Source organism: Caenimonas koreensis DSM 17982 (assembly GCF_009646335.1).
GTDB classification, from domain to species: Bacteria; Pseudomonadota; Gammaproteobacteria; order Burkholderiales; family Burkholderiaceae_C; genus Ramlibacter; species Ramlibacter koreensis.
The window spans coordinates 1-16,477 of sequence record NZ_WJBU01000023.1; the positions used below are offsets into that span (position 1 = coordinate 1).

The 16,477-nt window shown below is 64.2% G+C and carries 16 protein-coding genes; 9 read left to right on the forward strand and 7 right to left on the reverse strand.

Annotation, left to right across the window (positions count from 1 at the left end; all coding sequences use genetic code 11):
• The 3 genes from GHT07_RS18790 to GHT07_RS18800 form a co-directional block, all read left to right on the forward strand.
• Positions 1-2,254 (forward strand): type IV secretory system conjugative DNA transfer family protein (locus tag GHT07_RS18790; RefSeq protein WP_153586644.1); only part of this gene is annotated, 2,254 nt, incomplete at its 5' end.
• A 9-nt stretch (positions 2,255-2,263) separates the two neighbouring features.
• A complete protein-coding gene (locus tag GHT07_RS18795) occupies positions 2,264-3,688 on the forward strand; it encodes an LPD7 domain-containing protein (RefSeq protein WP_153586645.1) in 1,425 nt (474 codons plus the stop codon).
• 18 nt (positions 3,689-3,706) lie between these two features.
• Entirely contained in the window at positions 3,707-3,847 is a 141-nt protein-coding gene (locus GHT07_RS18800) for a hypothetical protein (RefSeq protein ID WP_153586646.1), read from the forward strand.
• On the opposite strand, the gene GHT07_RS21570 is transcribed toward GHT07_RS18800, so the two are convergent.
• On the reverse strand, positions 3,844-4,071 hold the full coding sequence (locus tag GHT07_RS21570) for a hypothetical protein (RefSeq protein ID WP_228488443.1): 228 nt from the start codon (positions 4,069-4,071) through the stop codon (positions 3,844-3,846). The two genes, GHT07_RS18800 and GHT07_RS21570, sit on opposite strands and share 4 nt — an antisense overlap.
• Here GHT07_RS21570 and GHT07_RS18805 point away from each other — a divergent pair.
• The 6 genes from GHT07_RS18805 to GHT07_RS18830 all read left to right on the forward strand — a co-directional run bounded on the left by GHT07_RS18805 (position 4,058) and on the right by GHT07_RS18830 (position 12,325).
• The gene (locus tag GHT07_RS18805) at positions 4,058-4,990 is read left to right on the forward strand and encodes a relaxase/mobilization nuclease domain-containing protein (RefSeq protein WP_228488448.1); all 933 of its coding nucleotides are present in this window, start codon (positions 4,058-4,060) and stop codon (positions 4,988-4,990) included. The two genes, GHT07_RS21570 and GHT07_RS18805, sit on opposite strands and share 14 nt — an antisense overlap.
• Before the next feature lie 507 nt (positions 4,991-5,497).
• Positions 5,498-5,911: a hypothetical protein gene (locus GHT07_RS18810; RefSeq protein ID WP_153586648.1), complete on the forward strand. Its 414-nt coding sequence runs from the start codon at positions 5,498-5,500 to the stop codon at positions 5,909-5,911.
• Between the two features lie 75 nt (positions 5,912-5,986).
• Positions 5,987-7,216 (forward strand): TolC family protein, encoded by a 1,230-nt coding sequence (locus GHT07_RS18815; protein ID WP_153586649.1) that lies wholly within the window; start codon positions 5,987-5,989, stop codon positions 7,214-7,216.
• Complete coding sequence (locus tag GHT07_RS18820) at positions 7,213-8,721, forward strand: efflux RND transporter periplasmic adaptor subunit (protein ID WP_153586650.1); 1,509 nt, start codon at positions 7,213-7,215, stop codon at positions 8,719-8,721. Before GHT07_RS18815 ends, GHT07_RS18820 begins: the two co-directional genes overlap by 4 nt.
• Entirely contained in the window at positions 8,718-11,843 is a 3,126-nt protein-coding gene (locus GHT07_RS18825) for an efflux RND transporter permease subunit (protein ID WP_323741013.1), read from the forward strand. Before GHT07_RS18820 ends, GHT07_RS18825 begins: the two co-directional genes overlap by 4 nt.
• 32 nt (positions 11,844-11,875) lie before the next feature.
• On the forward strand, positions 11,876-12,325 hold the full coding sequence (locus GHT07_RS18830) for a hypothetical protein (protein ID WP_153586651.1): 450 nt from the start codon (positions 11,876-11,878) through the stop codon (positions 12,323-12,325).
• An 11-nt stretch (positions 12,326-12,336) separates the two neighbouring features.
• Here the strand turns inward: GHT07_RS18830 and GHT07_RS18835 are convergent, their stop codons facing one another.
• From GHT07_RS18835 to GHT07_RS21575, 6 genes are all read right to left on the reverse strand, one after another.
• Positions 12,337-12,669 (reverse strand): copper-binding protein, encoded by a 333-nt coding sequence (locus GHT07_RS18835; RefSeq protein WP_153586652.1) that lies wholly within the window; start codon positions 12,667-12,669, stop codon positions 12,337-12,339.
• The gene (locus GHT07_RS18840; RefSeq protein ID WP_153586653.1) at positions 12,666-14,870 is read right to left on the reverse strand and encodes a copper-transporting P-type ATPase; all 2,205 of its coding nucleotides are present in this window, start codon (positions 14,868-14,870) and stop codon (positions 12,666-12,668) included. Before GHT07_RS18840 ends, GHT07_RS18835 begins: the two co-directional genes overlap by 4 nt.
• A gap of 24 nt (positions 14,871-14,894) precedes the next feature.
• Complete coding sequence (locus tag GHT07_RS18845; RefSeq protein ID WP_153586654.1) at positions 14,895-15,188, reverse strand: hypothetical protein; 294 nt, start codon at positions 15,186-15,188, stop codon at positions 14,895-14,897.
• Positions 15,154-15,390: a DUF2933 domain-containing protein gene (locus tag GHT07_RS18850; RefSeq protein WP_153586655.1), complete on the reverse strand. Its 237-nt coding sequence runs from the start codon at positions 15,388-15,390 to the stop codon at positions 15,154-15,156. Before GHT07_RS18850 ends, GHT07_RS18845 begins: the two co-directional genes overlap by 35 nt.
• A gap of 142 nt (positions 15,391-15,532) precedes the next feature.
• Positions 15,533-16,087, reverse strand: coding sequence for a DUF305 domain-containing protein (locus GHT07_RS21770; protein ID WP_323741014.1), 555 nt, complete (start codon positions 16,085-16,087; stop codon positions 15,533-15,535).
• On the reverse strand, positions 15,994-16,434 hold the full coding sequence (locus tag GHT07_RS21575) for a four-helix bundle copper-binding protein (RefSeq protein WP_407646660.1): 441 nt from the start codon (positions 16,432-16,434) through the stop codon (positions 15,994-15,996). The genes GHT07_RS21770 and GHT07_RS21575 overlap by 94 nt, the downstream gene beginning before the upstream one ends.
• Positions 16,435-16,477 lie beyond the last annotated feature (43 nt).

The following is a 16,477-nucleotide window of genomic DNA, read 5'->3' on the forward strand; positions in this document are numbered from 1 at the left end:
AGCCATCGCCGTGCTGCTGCTCCTGGCGGTCGCATCGGTGTTCGGCCTGCTCTACGTCTCGTCCGGGCTCCTCGTGAAATACCTCGCATTGCACGACGTGACGCCGCATCTGAGTCTTCCGTTCGAGCTGGCCAAGTTCGGAGAAAAAAAGCAGAAGGGCTTCGGCGTGATCGCGCTGGCCGCCAGCGTCGGACTGCCGGTTCTGGTGTTCGGTCTCGTCGGATTCGCCGCCCTGATGCCGAAGAAGCGCGAGCTGCACGGCTCCGCGCGCTTCGCGACGCGGCTGGAGCTGGTGAAGGGCGGTCTTCTTCAGCCTGACCAGGCCGGCGACAAATTTCCGTCCATCGTCGTGGGGAAGCTGCAAAACGAGTTCCTGCTGTTCCGCGGGCAGCAGTTCATGTTCCTGGCCGCGCCGACCCGATCGGGCAAAGGCGTCGGTGTCGTGATTCCGAACCTGCTGCACTACCGCGACTCGGTGGTGGTCCTGGACATCAAGGGCGAGAACTTCGAGGTCACTTCGGGCTTTCGCGCCAAGTGCGGGCAGGAGGTGCATAAATTCGCGCCCGACGACGAAAACTTCCTGACCTCTTGCTGGAACCCGCTCGGCTATGTGCGTGACGACCCACGATTTCGCATCAGCGATCTCATGTCGATCACGAACATTCTCTATCCCCCATCGGATGACGTGTGGTCGTCGACGGCCGAAAGCCTGTTCCTCGGCCTGGCGCTGTACGTGATGGACACCGCGAAGCTGCATTCCAGCTTCAACGTGGCCACGATCAAGAAGATGCGCGTCGGCCTGGAATGTCTGAAGGACGAAGAGACCTTCATGCAGCACGTCAAGGAGCGTGAGCCCTTCGAGCCGCTGTCACCCGACTGCATCACGCATCTGCGCAGCTACGCGCAGACCAGCGACAAGCTGCGCAACAGCATCGGAATCTCCTTCGATCAGCCCTTGGCCATCTTCGCCGACCCGATCACGGCCCGAGCCACGGCCAGGAATTCTTTCGACATGCGCGACGTGCGTCGCAAGCGGATGAGCGTGTACGTCGTCATCAAGCCCGCGAGCATCGACAAGTTCGGCAAGTTCTTGAACCTGTTCTTCCAGCAGCTGCTGGTCCTGAACATGGACAAGTTGCCTCAAGACGATCCGAGCCTGAAGTTTCAGTGCCTGCTGCTGCTCGACGAATTCCCGGCAATGGGCCGGATCGCCATCATCGAGAAGGCCTCGGCGTACATGGCGGGCTACAACATGCGCCTGCTGCTGATCTTCCAGAGCAAGAGCCAGGTCAAGGATCGCAAGCTGTACGACGAGACTGGCGCGCAAACCATGCTGACCAACATGGCCCTGCAGGTGTGCTTCGCTCCGCGCGACGAGGACGACGCGAAGGACTACAGCGAGATGATCGGCTACATGACCGAGAAGGGCCTCTCGAAGTCGCGCCAGTTGTCCGGGAAGACCGGACGCAGCGAGTCGGAGAGCGATCAGCGGCGCGCCGTGCTGTTGCCGCAGGAAGTCAAGGCCATCGGCCAGGCTAAAGAGATCGTGAGCATGGAGAACATGCCGCCCGCGCTGGTGGACAAGATCTTCTGGTACCAGGAGCCGATTTTTCAGGCGCGTGCGAACCTGCCGCAGCCGGCGGTGCCGGACCAGGGCGAGCGATTCAACGTGATCGAGGCCGCGCCGGCGTCGCCGGCATTGCACTTCGCGGGCGCGATCGACGAGCAGGCGATTCCTGCCGGCGCGACCTTCGAGGTCGGTTTCTCACCGAAGCGCAATGCGTTGGAGGTCGTGATGTCCTTCATCCTTGGCGCCAAGTCCGAACTGCTGGTGGCCGCCTACTCGTTCACCAGCAAGGAAATCGCCTTCGCCCTGGTGGAAGCAAAGCAACGCGGTGTCGATGTTCGCGTGGTCGTCGACCACTCCCAGAACAGCGATGAGCAGGGCGGCTACAAGGCGGTGGATTTCCTGTCGGCGCAGGGCATCCCCGTATTCCGCAGCGAAAACTACGCGGCCATGCACCACAAGTTCATGGTCGCCGACGGCGAGCACGTGCAGCTCGGCAGCTTCAACTACACGGCATCGGCCAATTCGCGCAACGCCGAGACAGCGATCGCCATGCGCCATGCCGGCGTGCTGGCCAGCGTGTACCGCACGGAGTGGCTGCGGCTGTCCACCGAACCGAAGGTGTCGGTCGAGACCGTGATGGCGGTGGACCGCAGCCTGGCGATCTTGAAGGAATTCGGAATCTAAGGAGAGGCAATGGCGACGACACCCACCAACGACGATTTGCGCACGAGGCTCCGCGGCGAGCCCGAAGTGACGCCCGAGGACACCCGCACCGAACTGCTGCAGGACCTGGAGACCCAGGACTTGCGAGGCCGCCTGCGAGGCGAACCCAGTGTTGCTCCAGAAGACACGCGCACCGAGCTCCTCGAGCGCGACGAACACCTGGCCGAGGAGCATCGCAAGATGCTCGAAAAGGAGGAACGCAAGGCAGCTGACGCAGCAGCAATGCGGCAAGAGCGCGAAGCGCGGGCCCGCGCCTGGACGCAAGAGCAGGCGCGGGCTGAGGCGGCTCACGACACCGCTGATCACGGGGTACTGGCGGCGATGGGTTCTCGTGGCGAGTCGGATGCGTTCTATCTCCGTAGTGACATGGCCGAACGCGCGAAGGCAAGCCCTCTTTACGACACGGCGCTCGAGCAGCTGGCGCCCGAGCTCTATTCGCGGGTGCAGGACAACGAGAAGGACATGGTGACTGTGGATCTGGCCGCGAGTAGAGCCGCCGGTGAGAAGAGCATGGCCGCCGGCGCCGACCAGGCGCAGCCCGAGGTCGTGCAGCGCGCACTGGACCAACAGCTGGAGGATGAGGTGCGTCGTCGCAAGGCACGCGAACAGGAGCAGGCTGGCCAAGGCCTCAACGCGGTCGACGTGCAGCGCACGGGCAAGGAACTGGAGCGTGGCGAATTCATCGTGCCGCGCCGAATCACGCAGGTCTACACCGAGGTGGACGGCAAGTTCTTCGCGAAGGAATCGAACCGAGTCATGTTCGAAGACAAAGGTGAGAAGCTGGCCACGTCGACCACCGACAAGGCCGCGATCGCTGACATGGTGGCCTACGCGAAGGCCAAGCAGTGGGAAGCGCTGAAGCTCACCGGCTCGCAGGAGTTTCGGCGCGAGGCTTGGCTGCAGGCGGAGTCGCAAGGCATCAAGACGCAGGGCTACACGCCCAGGCAATCCGATCTGTCGGCGCTGGAGACGCTGCGGCAAGAGCGATCGACAAACGCGATCACGCCGCTGCAGGAGCGCAGGACGGAACGTCCAATCCTCGCCGCGTCAAAGGAAGCAGCTGCGCCAAGGCACGACTTGAACAAGAACCAGGCCGTGATGCACGTCGAGGCCTCGAAGAACGTCACGACGAACATGGAGGCCTTGCGCAAGCAGCCCGGCATGCTGGACAAGTCGGTGGAAGACTTGACCCGGCTCGCGTATCTGCGAGGCATCGTCTCCGAGGAGAACAAGTTGCAGCCTAAGCCCGTTCAGGACGAAGCCTTGGCCCGATTCGACAAGCAAGCCATCGATCCGCAGTTCATGAAGCGAATCACGCAGGAGACCGAGCCCAAGATTCAGGATAAGACGACCGAGCGCGTTCAGAAGCGCGATACGCTCGAACAATCACTGTGAAGCTGAGAGGAACAGCGAATGACGTTCTTGACCGTCGTATGTTGGATCATGGGTCTCAGCGCGGCCGGGGTTGTCGTGCTGTGGATCGTGGGATGCGTCCTCAGCGTGTTCAACGACGAAAAGCGCAACGCCGATCTCGCCTCCGAGTACGACCACTAGATGGGACAGTAGGTCATGAGCGTCTTTGATCCGCTTGATGGATGGTTCGAGAAGGGCTTTCGCGTTCGCTCGCAGAAAGCCGCGACGGCGCGGCGCGACCAGGCGCGATCGCGCTCTGGCTCCGCGCCGTCGTCCACCAGCGGAGTGAAGTTTTCAGCCGGCGCGAAATCGAAGAACGTGGCGAGCGTGATTCGAAAGGCTCCGGAAGTGATGGTGAAGATCACGGGCAGCAGCTCCGGCCTGGCCACGGTCAAGCACCATCTGGACTACATCAGCCGCAACGGCGACGTCGAGCTCACGAATGAATGCGGCGAGAGCATTCACGGCCGCGAAGAGGTGAAGGAGCTGCGCGAACAGCTCAAGGCCTCGCAGGTTCCCCATGACAGCAACAAGCGCGAGTTCTTGCATGTCGTGTTCTCAATGCCAGCAGGAACACCCGAGAAGGCGATGCGCGAGTCTGTCGCGCAGTTCTGCCAGGAGGAATTCGCGAATCGACGTTACGTCATGGCGTTCCACGGTGACACGGATCACACGCACGTTCACGTTTGCGTGAACACTCGCGACATCGATCGAGCAGACGAGCCGCGCCTCAGTCCACGCAAAGCCGATCTGTTCCGCTGGCGCCTCGGGTTCGCCGACAAGCTGAGGGAAAACGGCATCGACGCGGCCGCCAGCGAGCGCCGACACCGGTTCAACTATCGCAAGCCGGAGCATTCGGCGGTGCGGCAGATTCGAGCCGACAACCCGTCTTCTGCCGTCTACAACGTGCGGCGAGCAACGGCAAATGCGGAGGATCGAGTGATCAAGGCTACGCTGCAGCCGGAAAAGGCCTTTGTCGGGCCCATCCGACCACCGCGCCTAGCCAAGGTGCAGCAAGCCGCGAAAAGCGAGCTGCAGGCCGCTTTGCGGGCTGGAACAAGACCGCCTCATCCTGCCGAGCAACGAATTCAGGCGAGCAAGATCAAGACGCTGGCCAGCTGGAGCGAGGTGGTCAGGAACCTGGACGCTGCGGGCGAACGGGACTTGGCGCAGAGTCTGGCCAAGATGATGCGCGAGGCAGACAAACCAGTGACCTCGCGGGCGCAAGAGCTTTACGACCTAGCCAAGTCGCGGCGAAGCCAAGACAGGGATCACGATAGATAGCGAGCGGCAGTCCTCCCGGTGCGATATGGACGGCTGCGCGATGCAGCCGCGCAGTGACGCCGCCGAGCGTGCGGCTGTGCAAGCCGAGGAAGGTCGCGGTGAACATCCTGCCGGCGTCGCAGCGAGGCGCTTTCGCCAAGTAGGACGGCCAGCGCGTTGTTGACGAACCGGACCGTTGAGTAGAGCCGTAGCGCTGAAGGCGCGACAGGCGCCGGCAATCGTGCTGATCGTGCGCTTCAGACGTGTCGGTGAGCACGCCCCCAACACGCGCGCGCTCATCACTTCCGCCTTGGCGAGGCCTGCATTGCGTTGGACCGGTTGAGGGCCAGGGCAAACGAGGAAGCCTTGGCCGCAATCGACGAGACGTCACTGCTAACGTCGATGTTCTTCGTGGGATTGTGGCGCTGCTGACCATCGAGAGGCGGGTCTAGTCACTGATACCGTTCGGACTACCGACTTCAGCACCCGTAGCCGGGTCATCGACGTCGCGCTACACTTCGTTTGCTCATGGTTCGACGTCCCGCCCACCGCATGACCACCACGTTTTTCGTGGTGCTGTCGCTGCTGTTTTCCCAGCTGGCGCTGGCGAACTACATCTGTCCCCCGGCAGTGCCCGCTCAGAGCGCGCCAATGGCCATGGAGATGGCATTTGGCCAGCCGTGCGAAAGCATGAGCATGGCAGCGGGCAAGACCATGGATCAGGAACAACCGGCCCTGTGTCACCAGCACTGCGTCAACGCGCCGCAGTCGTTCGACCCGGTGCAGATCCCTGTCGTCAGTCTGCCCGCCATCGTGCAGGTGCTCGTGGTGCCGCTCCTGCTAAATGCGAACGCGGGCGAATCGGTCGTCTTCACCCGCGCGGGCCGAGAGCGACCACCTCCAGACCCGCTCTTCCTGTCCACGCTCAGACTTCGAGTCTGACCTCTCCGTCGACAAACCGGCGTCGCCGCGGCATGCCCGCTGGCCGACAACTGCCTCGTTGTCTTCGGAGGTTCCATGATTTCGCACTTCCTCAAAGCGGCTGCCACGGCCGCCGCACTTCTCCCCGCGCTGGCCGCGGCCGCTCCACTAAGTCTTGAGCAGGCCATCGACCTGGCTGCACAGCGTTCGCAGGCCGCACGCGCCGCGCGGGCCGGCGCCTTGGGCGCTGAGCAGGCTGCTCGCGCTGCGGGCCAGCTGCCGGACCCCACGTTCAGCGTCGGCGTCGACAACCTGCCCGTGACCGGACCAGATCGGCTGCGCACCACGGCCGACTCGATGACGATGAAGCGGTGGGGTATTAGCCAGGAGTGGGTGTCGGCGGACAAGCGCGCGCTGCGCCAAGCATCGGCGCAAGCGCAAGTTGGCCGCGACGTGGTGGCCGAACAAGTCGCCCTCGCCGACGCCCGCCTGCAGGCCTCCTTGGCCTTTTTGGACGCGTACTACGCTGGTGAGAGCATCAAGCTCACCACGTTGACCGAACACCATGTCCACGAAGAGGCCGAAGCCGCGAAGGCGCGCTTGTCATCGTCGACTGGCACCAGCCCGGAGGTGCTGCAGATGACCGCGGCCCTGGGTGTGGCGCAAGACGAATCGGCCGACGTGCAGCAGCTACAGGCCTCGGCGCTGGTAGCGCTGCAGCGATGGGTGGGCATCCGTCCTGACGGGCTCACCGCGCCGGCGTTGCCCACCACTCCCGCAGAGCAAGCCTACGTCGCGGCGCATCCCGCGGTCGTGCAGGCGCAGCGCGAGATGGAGGTCGCTCGCGCGGAGGCCGCGGCGGTCGCGGCGAACCGGCGGCCGAATTGGACCTGGCAGGCCTCGTATGGTCAGCGCACGGGCTTCTCCGACATGGTCTCGATTGGCGTAAGCATCCCGCTCCCGGTCTCGCCTGGCGAGCGCCAGGACCGCGAGAGCGCGGCCAAGCTATCGCTCGTGGACAAAGCCGAGGCTTCCCTCGAAGAGGCAACGCGGATGGCCACCGCCGAATACCGCGCGCTCTCGGGCGACGCACAACGCCTCGCGCAACGCGTGGAGCGATACCGGTCGGCTGTCGTCGTACCCACGCAGCAGCGCACGCAGGCCGCGCTGGCGGGCTACCGATCCAATCAGGTTTCCCTCATGACGCTTTTCGAAGCGCGTCATGCAGAGGTTGACACGCTTCGCAAACTCCTGAACCTGCAGCGCGACCTCGCCAAAGTGCACGCGCAGCTTGCGTTCAAACCCATTGCCGGAGGTGCTCGATGAAGCGCACTCACATCGCAGCGGCGGCCGTTGCAGCCGTCGCACTGGCTGCAGGCGGATTCCTCGCAGGCCGGCACGCTGGGCCAAGCATGGAGACGGCCAGCGCACCGGCTGCCACGCAGCCAGGCGAGCGCAAGGTCCTGTACTGGCACGATCCCATGGTCCCAGGCCCTCGCTTCGACAAGCCGGGGAAGTCGCCCTTCATGGATATGCAACTCGTGCCGGTGTACGCGGGCGAGTCGGGCGACGCGGGCGTCAAGATCAGCGCCGGCGTGCAACAGAACCTGGGTATCCGCACGGCGACCGTCACGCGAGCCCAGATCGCGAGCTCGTTCGATGCCGTCGGCACCGTGCAGTTCGACGAGCGCCTCAACGAAGCAGTTCAGACCCGCGTGAACGGTTATGTGGAGCGGTTGCTCGTGCGCGCGCCCATGGAATACGTGCGCCGCGGCCAGCCACTCGCGACCATCTACGCGCCTGACTGGCTTGGTCCGCAGAACGAGTACCTGGCCCTGAAACGCACAGGCGTCTCCGAAGATCTCTTGGCCGCCGCGCGCGACCGGATGCGTGCGATGTCGATCCCGGATTCGCTGCTTCGCCAAAGCGAGCAGGCGGGAAAGGCGCAGGCACGGTTCAACGTGTCCGCGCCGGTCAGCGGCGTGGTCGCGGAGCTGGGTGTTCGCGACGGTGTCGCCGTGACACCCGGCATGACGCTGTTTCGCATCGCCGGTCTGGAGCGGGTGTGGGCCGTGGCTGAAGTCCCCGAGGCCCAGGCGGTTCGCCTTCGCCGAGGGCAGAAGGTCAAGGCCGCAATGCAGGCGGACTCTTCGCAAACATTCGACGGCGAGCTCAAGGAGATCCTGCCGCAGGTCAGCGCGAATACGCGCACGGTGCAAGCGAGGATCGAGCTGGCCAACGCCGGCGGCCGCCTGACGCCGGGCATGTTGCTTCGCCTGCAGGTTGTTGGACCGACTTCGTCGCGCTTGGTAGTGCCGGCCGAGGCGATCATCCGCACCGGCACGCGCGCGGTGGCCATCGTTCGCAATGCCAACGGCGCCTTCGAGCCGCGAGAGGTGAACCTCGGCGCCGACCTTGGAGAGCAACTCGAAGTGGTGCAAGGCCTCAATGAAGGCGACCAGGTGGTGGCCAGCGGCCAGTTTCTGCTGGACTCCGAAGCACGGCTGAAGTCCGTGTTGGGCGGCATGGCCGCTGCTGGTCAGGCTGCGTCCGCGGCGAGCGCACCCGCTTCGCAGGCAAGAGCTGCCGCCGCTGCCGGGATCTTCACGGCCGAGGGGAAAGTGGAGAAGGTAGATGCCGAGTCCATCACGCTCTCGCATGGTCCCATCCCCGCGCTCAAGTGGCCGTCCATGACGATGGGATTCAGCAAACCTGATCCGAAGGCCTTCGCCGGCGTCAAGCCCGGAGACACCGTCAAGTTCGAGTTCAAGCAAGGCGGCGCGATGGGCTACGAGCTGGTCACCGTGCAGCCCGCGGGAGCGGGCAAGTGATCGCCGCGCTCATTCGGTGGTCCATCGGCAACCGGTTCCTGGTCCTGCTTGCGACGGTGTTCATCGTGGTGGCAGGTATCTGGTCCACGCAGCGGATATCGCTCGACGCGCTGCCCGACCTGTCGGACACCCAGGTGATCGTGCGCACCCCGTATCCGGGCAAGGCGCCGCAGGTGGTGGAGGACCTGGTCACGTACCCGTTGACGACGACCATGCTCAGCGTCCCCGGCGCGAAGGTCGTGCGCGGGTACTCCTTCTTCGGCGACTCGTTCGTGTATGTGCTCTTCGACGACAAGACCGACCCGTACTGGGCCCGCTCGCGCGTCGTGGAGTACCTGAACCAGGTGCAGAGCCGGCTGCCACCAGGCGCCAACGCCTCGCTGGGCCCGGATGCCACCGGGGTGGGCTGGGTCTACGAGTACGCCCTGGTCGACCGCACCGGCAAGAACGACATCTCGCAGTTGCGCGCGCTGAACGACTGGTTCCTGAAGTTCGAGCTCAAGACCGTGCCCGACGTGGCGGAGGTGGCCAGCATCGGCGGGATGGTGCGTCAGTACCAGGTGGTGCTGGACCCGGACCGCATGCGCGGGCTGGGCGTCACGCAAGGCATGGTGACGCAGGCGCTGCAGAAGGCCAACCAGTCCGCTGGCGGCTCGGTAGTCGAACTCGCCGAGGCCGAGTACATGGTGCGCTCACGCGGCTTCCTGCGCTCTCTGGAGGACTTCCGCACCATCCCCATCATCGTCGCAGGTGCGACGCCCGTGCTCCTGCGTGACGTCGCGTTCGTACAGATCGGCCCGGAGATGCGACGCGGCATCGCCGAACTGGACGGCCAGGGTGAGGTGACCGGTGGCGTGGTGATCATGCGCTCGGGCAAGAACGCCCGCACCACCATCGAAGCCGTGAAGGCGAAGCTGGCAACGCTCAAGGCCAGCCTGCCGCCGGGTGTGGAAGTGGTTGCTACCTATGACCGCTCGCTTCTCATCGACCGCGCCGTCCAGAACTTGAGCTGGAAACTGGTCGAGGAGTTCGTGGTCGTCGCCCTGGTCTGCGCGGTGTTCCTCTTTCACCTGCGATCCGCGTTCGTGGCGGTGGTGACCCTGCCCGTGGGCGTGCTCGCCGCCTTCTTCGTCATGCAGTGGCAAGGCGTCAGCGCGAACATCCTGTCGCTCGGTGGTATCGCCATCGCGTTGGGAGCGATGGTCGACGCGTCCATCGTCCTCATCGAGAACGCACACAAGCACCTCGAAGCCTTCGAGCACCAGCACGGACGCGACCCAACACTTACCGAGCGCTGGGACCTGGTCACCGAAGCGTCGGTCGAGGTCGGGCCGGCACTGTTCTTCTCGCTGCTGGTTATCACGCTGTCCTTCGTTCCGGTGTTCACGCTGGAGGCGCAGGAGGGTCGGTTGTTCTCACCCTTGGCGTACACGAAGACCTACGCCATGGCGGCTGCGGCCGGCCTGTCGGTCACGCTGGTACCTGTTCTCATGGGCTACCTGGTGCGCGGACGCATCCCGCGCGAAGCGTCCAACCCGCTGAACCGGTTTCTCACGACCATCTACCGGCCCGCGCTCGAAGCGGTGCTGCGATTCCCGAAAGCTACCCTGGCTGTTGCCGCCGTACTGCTGGTCCTCACGGTCATTCCCGTGATGCGGCTCGGTGGCGAGTTCCTGCCGCCGCTCGACGAAGGGGATCTGCTGTACATGCCCTCGGCCTTGCCGGGCCTGTCGGCGTCCAAAGCGTCGGAGCTTCTGCAGCAGACCGATCGACTCATCAAGACCGTTCCCGAGGTGGATCGCGTGTTCGGCAAAGCCGGTCGCGCGGACACCGCCACGGACCCCGCGCCGCTGGAGATGTTCGAGACCACCATCCAGTTCAAGCCACGCGAGCAATGGCGCGCCGGCATGACCCCGGACAAACTGGTCGAGGAGTTGGATCGCATCGTGAAGGTACCCGGGCTCTCGAACGTCTGGGTTCCGCCCATTCGCAACCGCATCGACATGTTGGCCACGGGCATCAAGAGTCCGGTGGGCATCAAGGTCGCCGGCGCCGATCTCGCGACCATCGACCGCCTGACCGGCCAGCTCGAGGCCGCCGTGAAGAAGGTGCCCGGCGTGTCCTCGGCCCTGGCCGAGCGGCTGACGGGTGGCCGGTACATCGACGTGGACGTGGATCGGGCTGCGGCAGCCCGCTACGGTCTCTCGATGGCGGATGTTCAGGGCATCGTCTCGACCGCGATCGGCGGCGAGAACGTCGGGGAGGTAATTCAGGGCCGGGAGCGCTTTCCCATCAACGTGCGGTACCCGCGCGAGATTCGGGATTCGCTGGAGCGGCTACGAACGTTGCCCTTCGTCACCGATAAGGGCGCCCAGCTCCTGCTGCAGGATGTGGCCCGCGTGAACATCCAGGAAGGTCCGCCGATGCTTCGCAGCGAGAATGCGCGCCTGTCCGGGTGGGTGTACGTCGACGTGCGAGGCAGGGACCTGCGCTCGGTGGTGGGCGACATGCAGGCGGCAGTGGCGAAGGAAGTCCAGCTGCCAGCCGGTTACTCGGTCTCCTGGTCCGGTCAGTTCGAGTATCTGGAGCGGGCCACCGAGCGTCTCAAGGTGGTGGTGCCGGCCACGCTCGCGGTCATCTTCGTGCTGCTGTACCTGCTGTTCCGCTCGTTCAAGGACGCTGCGCTCGTGATGGCCGCCGTGCCGTTCGCTCTCGTGGGTGGCTTCTGGCTTGTCTGGGCGCTGGGCCACAACATTTCAGTGGCGACCGCGGTGGGCTTCATCGCCTTGGCCGGCCTCGCTGCGGAATTCGGCGTGGTGATGCTGATCTATCTGAAGAACGCGCACTCCCGGCGTCTGGCAGCGGGTGAACCCGACAACGACGAGACCCTGCTGGCTGCGATCCGGGAAGGCGCCGTACTGCGCGTGCGGCCCAAGGCCATGACGGTGGCCGTCGTGATGGGGGGCCTGTTTCCCATCCTGGCGGGCAGCGGGACTGGCTCCGAGGTCATGACGCGCATCGCCGCACCCATGGTGGGCGGCATGGTCACGGCGCCGCTTCTGAGCATGCTCGTCATCCCGGCCGCCTGGTACCTGATTCACAGTCGTCGTCGGTCCCGCTAACCGAGAGCTAATTGACTGCCCGGAAACGATCCATGGGCGTCACGGCCTGGTTCGTCATCCTGCCCTTTTCGCTCGCATCGCTCGTGACCGGCATCGTCCAAGCGCTCGGCACTGCATGGGGATTGCTGCGCCACTACTGGATCGTGTTCGCGACGGCGGTCTTGCTGATGAAGATGGCGCCGATCACGGAGTTCGCCGAAGCGGCGCGTACCGTCTCCTTCGATCCGGCGGTCTTCGGTGGGCTGAGCAATTCGCTACTGATCCATGCCGTTGGAGGCTTGGTCGTCTTGCTTGGCGCGGCGGCCCTGGCCATCTTCAAGCCACGCGGTCGCATTCCCGAGGGCACCTTTCAATGGAGCACCATGCCCGCTTGGGTTCGCGCCGCCGCCATCGCAACGGGCGCTCTCGCGCTTGCTCTCATGCTTGTGGGCGGGCATCACGGCCCTGGCATGCACATGCACATGCACATGCACGGAGGATAGCGCCGCCCGCATCACTTGCGCGGCAACGCATCGATCAAGACGTATTTGCCGTCGCGATAGACCGCCTTGAACCGCACCTTGTCACCGCGCTTGAGCCGGTTCAGAAGAGTGCGATCATCCACTTCGAATTCCATCGCCATCGGGTCCATGCCGAGGTTCACGATGAATTCGTGCCGCATGACGATCGTTCCCGCCTTCCGGTTCACCTCCAGCACCTCGCCGTTGGTGTATTGCGCCGGAATCGGTAGGACTTGTTGCTTGTTAAGCGTTTGCGCGAAGGCGAATGGTGCACCGAAGAAGCACAGGGCCGCCGCGACTGGCACGATCCACATTGGCTTCATCATTCCACCTTGAAAGTCCGCAGGCGCAGCGCATTGGCGATCACGCTTACCGAGGACAATGCCATGGCCGCCGCGGCGACCACCGGCGACAGCAGAAGCCCGAAGAACGGATAGAGCACGCCCGCGGCCAAGGGAATCCCCGCCACGTTGTACACGAAGCTCAGGAACAGGTTCTGACGGATGTTGCGCATGGTCGCGTGCGAGAGCTTGCGCGCGCGCACGATGCCCATCAAGTCGCCCTTGAGCAAGGTGACGCCGGCACTTTCCATCGCGACGTCGGTGCCCGTTCCCATGGCGATGCCCACTTCCGCGGCAGCCAGTGCCGGTGCGTCATTCACGCCGTCCCCAGCCATGGCGACCACACGGCCTTCCTTTCGCAGGCGCTCGACGATGTTCGCCTTGTTTTCGGGGAAAACCTCCGCTTCGACCTCGTCGATGCCGAGTTGCTTGGCGACCGCCTGCGCGGTCGTCTTGCCGTCACCCGTGAGCATCACGATGCGCACGCCGGCCTCCCGCAGGCTTTTCAAGGCTGCGGGCGTGGTGGCCTTGATCGGGTCGGCGATGGCCACGAAGCCGGCGAGCTTGCCGTCGAAGGCCACGAAGATCACCGTCGCGGCCTGGGCACGCTGGCGTTCGGCCACCGCTTCCAAGGCGCTCACCTCGACGCCTTGCTCTGCCAAGTACTTGGCTGCGCCGCTGACCACCTGCACACCCCCCACGCGGCCGACCACGCCCTTGCCGACTGGGGAGTCGAAATCCAGGACGTTGGCCAGCGGCAAATTCCGCGCGCGCGCTGCGTCGACCACGGCGGTGGCCAGCGGATGCTCGCTCGCACGCTCGACGCTGGCGAGCTTTTGAAGCAGGTCATCCGCGCTCACGCCTTCCACGGGCTCCACGTGGACGACCTTGGGACGTCCCTCGGTGAGCGTTCCAGTCTTGTCCACCACGAGCGTGTCGACCTTCTCCATGCGCTCAAGCGCCTCAGCATCCCGGATCAGCACGCCATGCTGCGCACCGCGCCCGACACCGACCATGATTGACATCGGCGTGGCCAGGCCAAGCGCGCAGGGGCACGCGATGATCAAAACGGCGACGGAGGCGATCAACGCGTACGAGAACGCCGGGCTGGGTCCCCAAATCATCCAGGCAGCGAACGTGACGATCGCGACGATGATGACCACGGGCACGAACCAGCCAGCCACCTGGTCGGCCATGCGCTGTATCGGCGCGCGGCTTCTTTGGGCAGCGGCGACCATGTGCACGATCTGCGACAGCAGCGTATCGGCGCCGACCTTCTCCGCGCGCATCACGAAGCCACCGGTCTGGTTGATCGTGCCCGCCGTCACCTTCGAGCCCTGAACTTTGACCACCGGCATGGATTCACCCGTGACCATGGCCTCGTCGATCGTCGCCTTGCCTTCGACAAGCTCACCGTCCACGGGAACCTTCTCGCCGGGTCGCACCCGCAGCAGTTCGCCGACCTGGATGGTGTCGATCTGCACCACTTCGTCCGAACCATCGGCTTTGACGCGCACGGCTGTCTTGGGCGCCAGATCCAGCAGCGCTTTGATGGCGCCGGAGGTTTTCTCGCGCGCACGCAACTCGAGAACCTGACCGAGCAGAACCAGCACGGTGATCACGGCGGCTGCTTCGAAATAGATCGGCACCGCGCCTTCCATGCCGCGCAAGTCGCTCGGGAAGAGACCCGGCGCAAACGTGCCCACCATGCTGTACAGCCAGGCGGCTCCGGTGCCCAACGCGATCAGCGTGAACATGTTCAGGTTGCGCGTGCGCAGGGATGCCCACGCGCGCACGAAGAACGGCCATCCGGCCCACAGCACCACGGGCGTGCCCAGCAGCATCTGAATCCAATTGGAAACTTGCGGCCGAACCAGGTGCCCGATGTTGAACACGTGTCCGCCCATCTCCAGCACGAGCACTGGCAGGGACAAGACCAAGCCGATCCAGAATCGCCGGGTCATATCGCGCAGCTCCGGGCTGTCTCCGCTTTGCTCGGTGGCGATCATCGGCTCGAGCGCCATGCCGCAGATCGGGCAATGACCCGGACCCAACTGGCGGACCTGCGGGTGCATCGGACATGTGTATTCGACGGCCTTCGAGGTGCCCGCCTTCGACGTGGCGCCCGGCGTTGTGGCCGGCGGCGGCGCACCGTGATGATGATGGTGTTCGGGTTCGTACTGCATAGCTCCCTCGATATGTTCGGATGATCAGGATGTGAGCCGCATGACCATCCATCCAAGCGTCGCGCCCAGAAGTGCCCAGCAAAGCCAGTACAGCGACCGCTCCCAATAGAGGGGCTGCCGCATCTGGCTTTCCATCCGGTGCTTGAGCGTCATACCCGCGGCATGAACAAGGATCCCGGCGCCCAGAACCGGCAGTGCGATTTCGCGCAATGATGACGGCGCCACCAGGCCAAGACCGATGCCCAGAACAATGGCGCCCAATGCCGACGCGAGTTCCGCCGCCTTAATCGCGCTTCGGGGTGTCATCGCGTTGTCCATGACCATGGGCGCCGTGGCCGTGGCCGCGGTGCATGAATAGATGCATGAGCGGGCAAGCCGCGAGGAACGCATACGGCAACAGTGCGAGCAGATGATTCCTGTGCTCGATGTAGAGATAGATGCTCGCGGCCACTGCGATCACAGTCGCGCCGATGCCGAATGGCGTCTTCCAGAAGGACGGGGTTGGCTTGGAATCGTTCATGCGAGCTCCACCGGGTTGGGTCTGCACAGCTTGCCTGAGGCCACCGCGCCGACGGTTGACATTCATCAACACGGCGGCAGTGCGTCCTCAGGCCTTTGAACCAGCGCATCGACACTCGATGAAGCCGTGCACATCGCAAGCGCTATTTAGTCGCCTTGTCCATGGGATGTCCATGCTGCGCGAGGAACTTGTCGATCTGGGCGATCTCCTTTTGCTGCGCGGAGATGATGTCCTTGGCCATCTTCTTCATCTTCGGTTCCTTTCCGGCGCTCAACTCAGCCTGTGCCATGAAGATGGCGCCTTGATGATGAATCCGCATCATCATGGCGAAATCGATGTCGGCGTTTCCGGTCATCTGCATTGAAGCCATCTTGTCGTTCATGTCCTTCATCATGGACTTCATATCCATGCCGCCAGAAGCCATCGGCGCCATCCCCGTCATTGGGGACTTCGAGGCGGTTGCGCTGGCGGACGCCTGAGCCTGCGCCAGTGGCGACATCTGCGCAGAAGCAAGCGCGATGGCGGCCAGGACCAGGAATTTGCGAATGGTGGTTTTGTTGATCATGTTGTTTGCCTTCAGACAATATGTGGTGGTTGTGTGCGTCACGCCATGGCTGACATCTGGCGGCACTGCTCGGCGCAAGCGCGGCAATCCCGCGCGCAAAGCTGGCAGTGCTCCATGGGGTGCTTCCCACATTCCTTCGCGCAGGACTCGCAGATTTCCGCGCACAGTGCGCAGATCGCCTTGATATGTTCGCTGCCGCGAGCCATTGCCGCCGCCGCGAGCTGGCAGATCGCCGAACAGTCGATATCGAGCGCAACGCAGCGCGCCATCATCGCTACGTCTGGCTCGCGAAGGCACGAGGCTGCGCAGTGATTGCACGACACGGCGCACGAGTTGCAGGCTTCGATGCATGCGGTGAACTTCTGGTGAGGCATGGAATTTCTCCAAAAAATGTACCGCCGGGACATTCCGGCTGAACGGATGCGGCAATTGCCGCACCCTCCCTTCCGATGCAGTCGCACCGGCTGCCCCTTCTCCATAGCCACCCCGTTGAATTCGTGCAGGGTTCGGCACTCTCATCTG